The 12,543-nt window shown below is 61.1% G+C and carries 12 protein-coding genes and 1 pseudogene; all 13 read left to right on the forward strand.

All coding sequences use genetic code 11. The features are described 5' to 3' along the window. Positions 1 to 77: 77 nt before the first annotated feature. Positions 78 to 1,502 carry a cytochrome-c oxidase, cbb3-type subunit I gene (gene ccoN / locus K1X80_RS20415; protein WP_029300057.1) on the forward strand — a complete coding sequence of 475 codons (1,425 nt, stop codon included), beginning with the start codon at positions 78 to 80 and terminating at the stop codon, positions 1,500 to 1,502. A gap of 10 nt (positions 1,503 to 1,512) precedes the next feature. Further along, positions 1,513 to 2,121 carry a cytochrome-c oxidase, cbb3-type subunit II gene (gene ccoO, locus K1X80_RS20420; RefSeq protein WP_029300055.1) on the forward strand — a complete coding sequence of 203 codons (609 nt, stop codon included), beginning with the start codon at positions 1,513 to 1,515 and terminating at the stop codon, positions 2,119 to 2,121. A 3-nt stretch (positions 2,122 to 2,124) separates the two neighbouring features. After that, complete coding sequence (locus K1X80_RS20425; protein WP_057439484.1) at positions 2,125 to 2,343, forward strand: cbb3-type cytochrome c oxidase subunit 3; 219 nt, start codon at positions 2,125 to 2,127, stop codon at positions 2,341 to 2,343. After that, positions 2,340 to 3,263: a cytochrome-c oxidase, cbb3-type subunit III gene (ccoP, locus tag K1X80_RS20430; RefSeq protein ID WP_057439485.1), complete on the forward strand. Its 924-nt coding sequence runs from the start codon at positions 2,340 to 2,342 to the stop codon at positions 3,261 to 3,263. The genes K1X80_RS20425 and ccoP (K1X80_RS20430) overlap by 4 nt, the downstream gene beginning before the upstream one ends. 523 nt (positions 3,264 to 3,786) lie before the next feature. After that, the gene (ccoN, locus tag K1X80_RS20435) at positions 3,787 to 5,229 is read left to right on the forward strand and encodes a cytochrome-c oxidase, cbb3-type subunit I (RefSeq protein WP_057960314.1); all 1,443 of its coding nucleotides are present in this window, start codon (positions 3,787 to 3,789) and stop codon (positions 5,227 to 5,229) included. Further along, on the forward strand, positions 5,229 to 5,837 hold the full coding sequence (ccoO, locus tag K1X80_RS20440; RefSeq protein ID WP_220172488.1) for a cytochrome-c oxidase, cbb3-type subunit II: 609 nt from the start codon (positions 5,229 to 5,231) through the stop codon (positions 5,835 to 5,837). Before ccoN (K1X80_RS20435) ends, ccoO (K1X80_RS20440) begins: the two co-directional genes overlap by 1 nt. 5 nt (positions 5,838 to 5,842) lie before the next feature. Then, positions 5,843 to 6,028: a CcoQ/FixQ family Cbb3-type cytochrome c oxidase assembly chaperone gene (locus K1X80_RS20445; protein WP_003175465.1), complete on the forward strand. Its 186-nt coding sequence runs from the start codon at positions 5,843 to 5,845 to the stop codon at positions 6,026 to 6,028. After that, positions 6,025 to 7,008, forward strand: a complete 984-nt coding sequence (ccoP, locus tag K1X80_RS20450; RefSeq protein WP_186625609.1) for a cytochrome-c oxidase, cbb3-type subunit III — start codon at positions 6,025 to 6,027, stop codon at positions 7,006 to 7,008. The genes K1X80_RS20445 and ccoP (K1X80_RS20450) overlap by 4 nt, the downstream gene beginning before the upstream one ends. Before the next feature lie 142 nt (positions 7,009 to 7,150). Next, positions 7,151 to 7,405, forward strand: a complete 255-nt coding sequence (locus K1X80_RS20455; protein WP_220172489.1) for a type II toxin-antitoxin system Phd/YefM family antitoxin — start codon at positions 7,151 to 7,153, stop codon at positions 7,403 to 7,405. After that, the gene (locus tag K1X80_RS20460) at positions 7,405 to 7,815 is read left to right on the forward strand and encodes a type II toxin-antitoxin system VapC family toxin (RefSeq protein WP_057439489.1); all 411 of its coding nucleotides are present in this window, start codon (positions 7,405 to 7,407) and stop codon (positions 7,813 to 7,815) included. Before K1X80_RS20455 ends, K1X80_RS20460 begins: the two co-directional genes overlap by 1 nt. A gap of 207 nt (positions 7,816 to 8,022) precedes the next feature. Further along, a complete protein-coding gene (gene ccoG / locus K1X80_RS20465) occupies positions 8,023 to 9,438 on the forward strand; it encodes a cytochrome c oxidase accessory protein CcoG (protein WP_057960317.1) in 1,416 nt (471 codons plus the stop codon). A gap of 14 nt (positions 9,439 to 9,452) precedes the next feature. Next, the gene (locus K1X80_RS20470) at positions 9,453 to 9,992 is read left to right on the forward strand and encodes a FixH family protein (RefSeq protein WP_057439490.1); all 540 of its coding nucleotides are present in this window, start codon (positions 9,453 to 9,455) and stop codon (positions 9,990 to 9,992) included. Between the two features lie 96 nt (positions 9,993 to 10,088). After that, positions 10,089 to 12,538, forward strand: a pseudogene (locus K1X80_RS20475) (heavy metal translocating P-type ATPase). The last annotated feature ends 5 nt before the right edge of the window (positions 12,539 to 12,543 follow it).

A 12,543-nucleotide genomic window follows, 5' to 3' on the forward strand; every position in this document is an offset into this window, starting at 1 on the left:
TTGCCTCGCTTTTTAGTCTGCCTATAACTCCAGCCCAAGTGCTGCATCTGCTTGGGTTGAACCGTGGATGGGGAACCATGAACACTACTTTAAGTACCGCCTATAACTACAAGGTGGTCCGCCAATTCGCCATTATGACGGTGGTGTGGGGCATCGTCGGCATGGGGCTCGGGGTTTTTCTCGCTGCCCAGTTGGTATGGCCCGAACTCAACTTCAACCTGCCTTGGACCAGTTTCGGTCGATTGCGCCCACTGCACACCAACGCGGTGATTTTCGCGTTTGGTGGCTGCGCGCTGTTTGCCAGCTCCTTCTACGCGGTGCAACGCACCTGCCAGACCCAGCTGTTCGCGCCGAAAGTCGCCGCGTTCTGCTTCTGGGGCTGGCAATTGGTGATCCTGCTGGCGGCAATCAGCTTGCCACTGGGCTATACCAGTTCCAAGGAATACGCCGAGCTGGAATGGCCGATCGACATCCTGATCACCATTGTCTGGGTCGCCTATGCCATCGTGTTCTTCGGCACCGTGGCCAAGCGCAACACCAAGCATATCTACGTCGGTAACTGGTTCTTCGGTGCGTTCATCATCACAGTAGCGATCCTGCATATCGTCAACAACCTGGAAATCCCGGTCAGCCTGACCAAGTCCTACTCGCTGTACGGCGGTGCGACGGATGCCATGGTGCAGTGGTGGTACGGCCATAACGCCGTAGGTTTCTTCCTCACTGCAGGCTTCCTGGGGATGATGTACTACTTCGTGCCGAAACAGGCCGAGCGTCCGGTTTACTCCTATCGCTTGTCCATCGTGCACTTCTGGGCACTGATCACCCTGTACATCTGGGCCGGTCCGCACCACTTGCACTACACCGCGCTGCCGGACTGGGCACAGTCCCTGGGCATGGTGATGTCGCTGGTTCTGCTGGCGCCAAGCTGGGGCGGCATGATCAACGGCATGATGACCCTCTCGGGCGCCTGGCATAAGCTGCGCAGCGACCCGATCCTGCGCTTCCTCGTTGTATCGCTGGCGTTCTACGGCATGTCGACCTTTGAAGGTCCGATGATGGCGATCAAGACGGTCAACGCCCTGTCCCACTACACCGACTGGACCATCGGCCACGTACACGCCGGCGCTCTGGGTTGGGTGGCGATGATTTCCATCGGCGCGCTGTACCACATGATCCCGAAAGTCTTCGGTCGCGAGCAGATGTACAGCCTCGGCCTGATCAACGCGCACTTCTGGCTGGCCACTATCGGCACCGTGCTCTACATCGCTTCGATGTGGGTCAACGGCATTGCCCAGGGCCTGATGTGGCGTGCAGTCAACGAAGACGGCACCTTGACCTACTCCTTCGTCGAAACCCTGGTGGCCAGCCACCCAGGCTTCATCGTGCGGTTGGTGGGTGGTGCGATCTTCCTCAGCGGCATGTTCCTGATGGCTTACAACACTTGGCGCACCGTGCGTTCGGCACAACCTGCCGAAGTAGCCGCTGCGGCGCAGATGGCCTGAGGAGTCGATGATGAAACACGAAACGATTGAAAAGAACGTCGGCCTGCTGATGCTGCTGATGGTGCTTGCCGTGAGTATCGGTGGCCTGACGCAGATCGTCCCGCTGTTCTTCCAGGACGTCACCAACAAGCCGGTCGAAGGCATGAAGCCCTACACCGCGCTGCAACTGGAAGGCCGTGACATCTACATCCGCGAAGGCTGCGTACAGTGCCACTCGCAAATGATCCGGCCGTTCCGCGCCGAGACCGAACGCTACGGCCACTACTCGGTCGCCGGCGAAAGCGTGTGGGACCACCCGTTCCTGTGGGGCTCCAAGCGCACCGGTCCGGACCTGGCCCGGGTAGGTGCACGCTACTCCGACGACTGGCACCGCGCGCACTTGTACAACCCGCGCAACGTCGTGCCTGAGTCGAAGATGCCGGCCTATCCATGGCTGGTCACCGCCCAGGTCGACAGCAGCCACACCGAAACCAAGCTCAAGGTCATGCGCACCCTCGGCGTGCCGTACACCGACGCGGACATCACCGCCGCCGTGGACAGCCTCAAGGGCAAGACCGAAATGGACGCTCTGGTCTCCTACCTGCAAGTGCTCGGCACTGCAATCAAGAGCAAGAGGTGAACCATGGGTTTTGAACTGGATACCGGAATGATCCGCGGCCTCGGCACGCTGGTGGTGGCAATTGCCTTCATCGGCCTGTCGCTGTGGGTGTTCAACTCCAAGCGCAACCCGGAGTTCGCCGAGGCCTGCCTGCTGCCATTTGCCGATGAGCCTAAGCCTGACGCCACCGGCACCCCATCCGACGCTCAAGAAGAGCCTGTAACAAGGAGCATTCGGCCATGACTACCTTTTGGAGTACATGGATCTGTGTACTGACCCTCGGCAGCCTGATCGGCCTGACCTGGCTGTTGTTCGGCACCCGCAAGGGCGAGACCAAGGGCAGCGTCGACCAGACCATGGGCCACGCCTTCGACGGGATTGAGGAGTACGACAACCCTCTGCCCCAATGGTGGTTCCTGTTGTTCGCCGGCACCCTGGTATTTGCCGTCGGCTACCTGATCCTCTATCCGGGCCTGGGCAACTGGAAAGGCGTCTTGCCGGGCTATGAAGACGGCTGGACCCAGACCAAGGAATGGGACAAGGAAATGGCCAAGGCCGACGCCAAGTTCGGGCCGATCTTCGCCAAATTCGCAGCCATGCCCGTGGAAGAGGTCGCCAAAGACCCACAAGCGCTGAAAATGGGCGGTCGCCTGTTTGCCTCCAACTGCGCGGTGTGCCACGGTTCCGATGCCAAGGGCGCCTACGGCTTCCCGAACCTGGCGGACGACAACTGGCGCTGGGGTGGTTCGGCGGATGCAATCAAGCTGACCATCATGAACGGTCGCCACGCTGCAATGCCGGCCTGGGGTGAAGTACTGGGCGAAGACGGTGTGAAAAACGTCGCTGCCTATGTACGCCACGACCTGGCCAAGTTGCCGCTGCCGGCTGACAGCAAGGTTGACCTGGCCGCCGGCCAGCAAGCGTTCAGCACCACTTGCGTGGCCTGCCACGGCCCAGAGGGCCACGGTGTAGAAGCCATGGGCGCGCCGAACCTGACGCAACCTGCCGGCTTCATCTACGGCACCAGCCTGGCGCAGTTGCAACAGACCATCCGTCACGGTCGCCAAGGCCAGATGCCGGCGCAGGAAGCACTGCAAGGCAACGACAAGGTCCACCTGCTGGCGGCCTACGTCTACAGCCTGTCGCAGAAAGAGCAGAAGTAAGCTTCACGCTACAAGCTGCAAGAGAAGAGCTCTCAACTCGGCTCTTGCAGCCCTCCCCCTCTCCCGCTCCAGACTTGCCACTCACCGCTGCCCCCTGCGCCCCATTGTCGCACCCTTCTAAAGCACACCTTTCCCCTCCCGCCATTCGGGTCTACGCTTGTTCCGACAGTAGACCGGTGTTGAGCGGTCGCAGACCGACTTGCACGCGATGAGTCTGACATTCAAGCAAGGTGACAGGCGCAAAGGCTGACAGTTACCGGCTGTCACGCCATTGACCATTCGTCACTGCGTCAGCTTGTTTGCTCAGACCTGCGCGCAAGTGCCTGCACCCCTGCAAAATTCCTGTCCAACCCGTCAGCTTTTCATTTTTGATTTTGTCCTTACGCCAAACATGGAAAGGGCGCAGAATCTGGTTTGTAAAGCATTGACGCAGGTCAGCGTTACGTTGCAATGGCACCCCGCTTTCTCCATACTTGCGACCGATTTTTATCCTAATAAAACACCTAAACCGTGGAACCTTAGAATGAGCACAGCAATCAGTCCGACTGCTTATAACTATAAGGTAGTCCGCCAGTTCGCCATCATGACGGTGGTCTGGGGGATCCTTGGCATGGGGCTCGGTGTCTTCATCGCCTCGCAACTGGTCTGGCCGGAGTTGAACTTCGACCTGCCATGGACGACGTTTGGACGCCTACGCCCGCTGCACACCAACCTGGTGATCTTCGCCTTCGGCGGATGTGCACTATTTGCCACTTCCTACTATGTCGTGCAGCGAACCTGCCAGACGCGACTGATTTCCGACGGTCTCGCCGCCTTCACCTTCTGGGGCTGGCAAGCGGTTATCGTGGGCGCCATCATCACCCTGCCAATGGGCTTCACCACCACCAAGGAATACGCGGAATTGGAATGGCCCCTTGCCATCCTTCTGGCGATCGTCTGGGTGACCTATGGCATCGTGTTCTTTGGCACCATCGTCAAGCGCAAGACCAAGCACATCTACGTTGGCAACTGGTTCTACGGCGCATTCATCGTCGTGACGGCGATGCTGCACATCGTCAACCACGCCTCGTTGCCGGTGAGTTTCTTCAAGTCCTACTCGGCCTACGCCGGTGCGACCGATGCGATGATCCAGTGGTGGTACGGCCACAACGCCGTAGGGTTCTTCCTGACCACGGGCTTTCTGGGGATGATGTACTACTTCGTGCCGAAACAGGCCGAGCGTCCGATCTACTCCTATCGCCTGTCCATCGTGCACTTCTGGGCACTGATCACCCTGTATATCTGGGCCGGTCCGCACCACCTGCACTACACCGCACTGCCGGATTGGGCACAGTCCCTGGGCATGGCCATGTCGATCATCCTGCTGGCTCCGAGCTGGGGCGGCATGATCAACGGCATGATGACCCTGTCGGGCGCCTGGCATAAGCTGCGCACCGACCCGATCCTGCGCTTTCTGGTGGTGTCGCTGGCGTTCTACGGCATGTCGACCTTCGAAGGCCCGATGATGGCCATCAAGACCGTCAACTCGCTGTCCCACTACACCGACTGGACCATCGGCCACGTACACGCCGGCGCTCTCGGCTGGGTAGCGATGATTTCCATCGGCGCGCTGTACCACATGATTCCCAAGCTGTATGGCCGGGCGCAGATGCACAGCACCAGCCTGATCAACACCCACTTCTGGCTGGCCACTATCGGCACCGTGCTCTACATCGCCTCGATGTGGGTCAACGGCATCACCCAGGGCCTGATGTGGCGTGCGATCAACGACGACGGCACCCTCACCTATTCCTTCGTCGAAGCGCTGCAAGCCAGCCATCCTGGTTTCATCGTCCGCGCCCTCGGTGGTGCGTTCTTTGCCAGCGGCATGCTGTTCATGGCCTACAACGTATGGCGCACCGTGCGTGCTTCCAACCCTGTAGAGGCTGAAGCCGCCACCAAGATCGCCGCCGTGGGAGCTCACTGATGAAGCACGAAGTAGTCGAGAAGAATATCGGCCTGCTGGCCTTCTTCATGGTCATCGCCGTGAGTATCGGCGGCCTGACCCAGATCGTTCCGCTGTTTTTCCAGGACGTGACCAACAAGCCGGTCGAAGGCATGAAGCCGCGTACCGCCCTTGAACTGGAAGGCCGCGATGTCTACATCGCCAATGGCTGCGTCGGCTGCCACTCGCAGATGATCCGCCCGTTCCGTGCTGAAACCGAACGCTACGGCCACTACTCGGTCGCCGGTGAAAGCGTGTGGGACCACCCGTTCCTGTGGGGTTCCAAGCGTACTGGTCCGGACCTGGCCCGTGTTGGCGGTCGTTACTCCGATGACTGGCAGCGTGCGCACTTGTACAACCCGCGCAACGTAGTGCCCGAATCGAAAATGCCGGCGTACCCGTTCCTCGTGGAAAACAAGCTCGACGGCAAAGACACCGCCAAGAAAATGGAAGTCTTGCGCACCCTCGGCGTGCCTTACACCGACGAAGACATCGCCGGTGCCGAGGCAGCCGTCAAGGGCAAGACCGAAATGGACGCGCTGGTGGCCTACCTGCAAGGCCTGGGCACCATCATCAAAAGCAAACGGTGATCTGAATGGATATCGGGATGATTCGAGGCCTGGGCACCGTTGTCGTGATGGTGGCCTTTATCGGTCTGGCGTTGTGGGTATTCAGCCCCAAGCGCAAGTCAGAGTTTGAAGACGCGACCTTGCTGCCTTTTGCGGATGATCCCGAAGCCATCAAGCACGTCGAGCAAGCTTCTAGGAGTAACAAAGAATGACTACGTTCTGGAGTCTGTACGTCACAGTCCTCAGTCTGGGTACCATTTTTGCCCTGACCTGGCTGCTGCTGTCGACCCGCAAGGGCCAGCGCGCCGAGCAAACGGACGAGACAGTTGGTCACTCGTTCGATGGCATCGAGGAATACGACAACCCACTGCCAAAGTGGTGGTTCATGCTGTTCGTCGGCACCATCGTGTTTGCCCTGGGTTACCTGGTGCTGTACCCGGGCCTGGGCAACTGGAAAGGCCTGCTGCCGGGCTATGCCTACCTCGATAATGACAAGCAAACCCCATTCGCCAACGGCCAGACCGGCTGGACCGGCGTGCACGAGTGGGAAAAGGAAATGGCACGCTCGGACGCCAAGTTTGGGCCGATCTTCGCCAAATTTGCGGCCATGCCCATTGAGGAAGTAGCCAAGGACCCGCAAGCCCTGAAGATGGGGGGCCGCCTGTTCGCCTCCAACTGCTCGGTCTGCCACGGCTCCGACGCCAAGGGTGCCTACGGCTTCCCCAACCTGACCGACGCCGACTGGCGCTGGGGCGGCGAGCCGGAGACCATCAAGGCCAGCATCATGGCCGGCCGCCATGCGGTGATGCCGGGCTGGTCTGAAGTCATCGGCGAACAAGGCGTGGCCGACGTGGCCGGCTTTGTGCTGACCAACCTCGATGGCCGCAAGCTGCCGGAAGGCGCCAAGGCCGACGTGGCCAACGGCGAGAAACTCTTCGCCGCCAACTGCGTGGCCTGCCACGGCCCGGCCGGTAAAGGTACGCCAGCGATGGGCGCACCTGACCTGACCCACCCGGGCGCGTTCATCTACGGTTCCAGCTTCGCCCAACTGCAGCAGACCATCCGTTACGGCCGCCAGGGCCAGATGCCTGCGCAGGAGCAACTGCAAGGTAACGACAAGGTGCACTTGCTGGCGGCGTATGTTTACAGCCTGTCGCACAAAGAGCAGCAAGAGCAGCAAGAACAGAAGTAAGCTGCAAGCCGCAAGAGAAAGCCCCGTATAGCGCATGCTGACGGGGCTTTTTTGTTTCCAGTGAAGCGCATCGACTGCTTGTAGCTTGCAACTGCGCCGTAGTAACGTAACTACATTCCCCCATCCCGCTGGGAGGCGCCCCATGACTATCACGACAATCTCCAGCCGCGAATTCAACCAAGACACAAGCGGTGCCAAAAAAGCCGCGCGCCAAGGACCGGTTTTTATTACCGACCGAGGCAAGCCTGCTCATGTGCTGCTAAGTATTGAGGACTACCAAAAATTGACAGGCATCAACGCCGATATTGTTGACCTGTTGGTGATGCCCGAAGCGGCGGATATCGAGTTTGAAACCGAACGTGCCGTGATTATCCATCGACCCGTGGACCCCTCTTGATGTATCTGCTCGATACCAATGTCATTTCCGAGTTACGCAAACCCCAAGCCGACAAAAATGTGGTGGCGTGGGCCAAAACCGTCGCTGCGCCACGCCTGTATATTTCGGCGATTACCTTGAAGGAACTGGAGACTGGGGTGCTGCGAATGGAACGCCGTGACCCCGCGCAGGGCAAGGTCTTGCGCACCTGGCTCAAACGCCATGTCATGCCGGCCTTCGATGCCAGGATCCTGCCAATTGACGCTGCCGTGGCCTTGCGCTGCGCCAGCCTGCATGTGCCAGATCGCGCTAACGAAGGTGATGCGCTGATCGCCGCAACCGCTCTGGTTCATGGCCTGACCGTGGTCACCCGCAATGTCGCCGACTTCCAAAGCAGCGGCGTGAAACTGATCAACCCGTGGGACCAATGACCTTCGAGCCCTGAAAAACCGTCCATACTCCTCCTGTCAATTGATTCAAGTCACGTACACCATCAATTGATTTCCCCCAACGCGACCAAAGGTCGCACCCGTTCACCCGTACTACAGGCGTATCATTGCGCCACTGCTAGACCCCTATTTTGACCCCGGTTGGCACGTACTGGCCGAGGCAAATCTCCACTGCCGTGGGATGCAATGATGAGCGATCAGATTCCGGTACACGACGTTACCCCGCCTGCCAAAAAAACCAGCAACACTGTCGATCTCTACGCCTCGCGGGAGAAAATCTACACTCGAGCCTTCACCGGGATGTTCCGCAATCTGCGGATGCTCGGCGGTGCCGGCCTGTTCCTGCTGTACTTCGGTACGGTATGGCTGAACTGGGGCGGACACCAGGCCGTCTGGTGGAACCTGCCAGAGCGCAAGTTCTTCATTTTCGGTGCGACATTCTGGCCCCAGGACTTCATCCTGCTGTCGGGCATCCTGATCATCTCGGCGTTCGGCCTGTTCTTTATCACCGTGTACGCCGGGCGTATCTGGTGCGGCTACACCTGCCCGCAAAGCGTGTGGACCTGGATCTACATGTGGTGCGAAAAGGTCACCGAAGGCGACCGCAACCAGCGGATCAAGCTGGACAAGGCGCCGATGAGCGCCAACAAGTTCCTGCGTAAACTCAGCAAGCACACGCTGTGGCTGCTGATCGGTTTTGTCACCGGCATGACCTTTGTCGGCTACTTCTCGCCGATTCGCGAACTGGTCTTCGAGTTCTTCACCGGCCAGGCCGATGGCTGGTCGTACTTCTGGGTTGGCTTCTTCACCCTCGCCACTTACGGCAACGCCGGCTGGCTGCGTGAGCAAGTGTGCATCTACATGTGTCCGTATGCGCGCTTCCAGAGCGTGATGTTCGACAAAGACACCCTGATCGTTTCCTATGACCCGCGTCGCGGCGAAGCCCGAGGCCCGCGCAAGAAAGGCGTGGACTACAAGGCCCTGGGCCTGGGGGATTGCATCGACTGCACCATGTGCGTACAGGTCTGCCCCACCGGGATCGACATCCGTGACGGCCTGCAGATTGAGTGCATTGGCTGCGCGGCCTGTATCGATGCTTGCGACACGATCATGGACAAGATGGACTACCCTCGTGGGTTGATCAGCTACACCACCGAACATAACCTGTCGGGGCAAAAGACCCACAAGTTGCGTCCGCGCCTGATCGGCTATGCGCTGGTGCTGCTGGCGATGATCACCCTGCTGGCCACGGCGTTCTTCATGCGCTCGCTGGTGGGTTTCGACGTCAGCAAGGACCGCGTGCTGTACCGCGAAAACGCCGAAGGGCGGATCGAGAACGTCTACAGCCTGAAAATCATGAACAAGGACCAGCGCGATCACACCTACGTGCTGGACGCCAGCGGCCTGCCGGACCTCAAGCTACAAGGCAAGCGCGAAATCAAGGTCGCCGCCGGGGAAATCTTCACCATGCCGGTGGAGCTGTCGAGCGCGCCGGAACAAATGCCATCGAGCACCAACGAGGTGAAATTCATCCTCAAGGATGCTGACGATGACAGCGTCCACGTTGAAGCCAAGAGCCGATTCATCGGCCCACAAATTCGTTAAAAGAGAGCAGAACAATGCCCGTAGCAACTGCCGCAAGCCCCTGGTACAAGCACCTCTGGCCCTGGATCATCATTGCCATCCTGGCCTGCTCGGTGACGTTGACCTTGTCCATGGTGACCATCGCGGTGAACAACCCGGACAACCTGGTCAACGACAACTACTACGAGGCCGGCAAAGGCATCAACCGCTCCCTGGACCGCGAATTGCTGGCCCAGACCCTGCAAATGCGCGCCACCCTGCACCTGGATGAATTGACCGGTGAAGTGGAGCTGTTCCTCACGGGCAACAGCGGGCCGACCACTCTGGAACTGAACCTGATTTCGCCGACCCAGCCGGAAAAAGACCGCAAGGTCGTGCTCACCCGCAGCCAGAGCGAGCCGGGGCGTTATATCGGCCAGGTGACCGACAAGGTCGAAGGCCGCCGCTTCGTCGAGCTGCTGGGGGTCGAAGGCGACCGTACCTGGCGTATGTTTGAAGAGGAACAGGTCAGCCATGGCACGGACCTGAAGCTGGGTGACGAGCCGTTGCAGGGTGCTGAAGACCTGAAGAACTGAAAGCCTGCGCTTCGCGCATCGCGGACAAGCCTGCTCCTACAGAGGGAGCGGGCTTGCCCGCGATGAGGCCCTCCCTGCCCACACAGATCCAAAGCCATGACCACCCCAACCCCCTGCTACCACTGCGCCCTCCCCGTCCCGCCCGGCAGCCGCTTCACCGCGGTGATCCTCGGCGAGCCCCGCGAGCTCTGCTGCCCGGGTTGCCAGGCGGTGGCCGAGGCAATTGTCGCGGGCGGCCTGGAAAGCTACTACCAGCACCGCAGTGAAGCCTCGGCCAACCCCGAAGCCTTGCCGGTGCAACTGGTCGACGAATTGGCGCTGTACGACCGCGCCGATGTGCAAAAGCCCTTCGTGCGCCACGACGGCGACCTGGCCGAAGCCACCCTGTTGATGGAAGGCATCAGTTGCGCCGCCTGTGGCTGGTTGATCGAAAAACACCTGCGCAGCCTGCCCGCCGTGGCCGAGGCGCGGCTGAACCTGTCCAACCATCGCCTGCATGTGCGCTGGACCGACGCGCAATTGCCGTTGAGCCAGGTGCTCAGCGAGCTGCGCCAGATTGGCTACGCCGCTCACCCGTATCAGGCCGACCGCGCCGCCGAACAACTGGCCAGCGAAAACCGCCTGGCCCTGCGCCAACTCGGGGTCGCCGGCTTGCTGTGGTTCCAGGCGATGATGGCGACCATGGCCACCTGGCCGGAATTCAATATCGACCTGAGCCCCGAGCTGCACGTGATCCTGCGCTGGGTCGCGCTGTTTCTGACCACCCCCATTGTGTTCTACAGCTGCGCACCGTTTTTCAAGGGCGCCATGCGCGACCTGCGCACCCGCCACCTGACCATGGATGTCTCGGTGTCATTGGCCATTGGCGGCGCTTACCTGGCGGGCATCTGGACCGCCATCACGGGGGTGGGCGAGTTGTATTTCGATGCCGTAGGCATGTTCGCCCTGTTCCTGCTGGCCGGGCGCTACCTGGAGCGCCGCGCCCGAGAACGCACCGCCGCCGCCACTGCCCAACTGGTCAACCTGCTGCCGGCCTCGTGCCTGCGCCTCAAAGGCGATGGCCAGAGCGAACGCATCCTGCTCACCGAATTGGCCCTGGGCGACCGGGTGCTGGTGCATCCGGGTGCGATCCTGCCGGCTGACGGGGTGATCCTGGAGGGCCAGTCGAGCATTGATGAATCCCTGCTCACCGGCGAATACCTGCCACAACCGCGACAAGCCGGCGATAGCGTCACCGCCGGCACTCTCAACGTCGAAGGCGCGCTGACCGTGGAAGTGCGCGCCCTGGGCCATGACACCCGCTTGTCGGCCATCGTGCGCCTGCTGGAGCGGGCCCAGGCCGAAAAGCCACGCCTGGCTGAGATCGCCGACCGCGCCGCGCAATGGTTCCTGCTTTGCTCGCTGATCGCCGCCGCCGTGATTGGCCTGCTGTGGTGGGAACTGGACCCCTCGCGGGCGTTCTGGATTGTCCTGGCAATGCTGGTGGCGACTTGCCCATGCGCCTTGTCCCTGGCAACCCCCACCGCCTTGACTGCCGCCACCGGCACCCTGCACAAACTCGGCCTGTTGCTGACCCGAGGCCATGTGCTGGAAGGCTTGAACCAGATCGACACAGTGATTTTCGACAAGACCGGCACCCTCACCGAGGGCCGCCTGGCTCTGCGCGCCATCCGGCCACTGGGCAGCATAAGCAGCGACTTGGCCCTGGCCCTGGCCGCCGCCCTCGAAAACCGCTCCGAACACCCGATTGCCCGGGCCTTCGGCCGCGCCCCGCTGGCGGCTGATGAAGTGCTCAGCACCCCGGCCTGGGGCTCGAAGGTCGGGTCGGTGAACGCCTGCTGCGGATCGGCCAGCCCGGTTTCGTCTGTGAATTAAGCGGCTGCGCGATACCCGATTCGCCGCAAGACGCTGGCCAATGGCTGCTGCTGGGCGATACTGGCGGCGCCCTGGCCTGGTTTGTCCTGGATGATCGCCTGCGCAGCGATGCGCCGGCACTGCTGGCCGCGTGCAAGGCGCGGGGCTGGCGCACCTTGCTGCTATCGGGCGACAGCTCGCCGATGGTCGCCAGCGTCGCCGCCGAATTGGGGATTGATGAAGCCCGTGGCGGCCTGCGCCCGGATGACAAGCTGCAAGTGCTGCAACAGTTGCACAAGGAAGGCCGCAAGGTGTTGATGCTCGGTGACGGCGTGAATGACGTGCCGGTATTGGCCGCGGCGGATATCAGCGTGGCCATGGGCTCGGCCACTGACCTGGCAAAAACCAGCGCCGACGCGGTGCTGCTGTCCAACCGCCTGGATGCCCTGGTGCAAGCGTTCAGCCTGGCGCGGCGTACGCGCCGGGTAATCATTGAAAACCTGCTGTGGGCCGGGCTGTACAATGGCCTGATGTTGCCGTTCGCCGCCCTCGGTTGGATCACGCCGATCTGGGCCGCGATCGGCATGTCCCTCAGTTCGTTGACCGTGGTGCTCAACGCCCTGCGCCTGACGCGCCTGCCGCGCGCCAGTGCCGCGAGCACCACCCCACAGCCCCGTCCGCTGCCGGCTTGAGCCGC

This window comes from Pseudomonas sp. So3.2b (genome assembly GCF_019464415.1).
In the GTDB taxonomy this organism is placed as follows: Bacteria; Pseudomonadota; Gammaproteobacteria; order Pseudomonadales; family Pseudomonadaceae; genus Aquipseudomonas; species Aquipseudomonas shahriarae.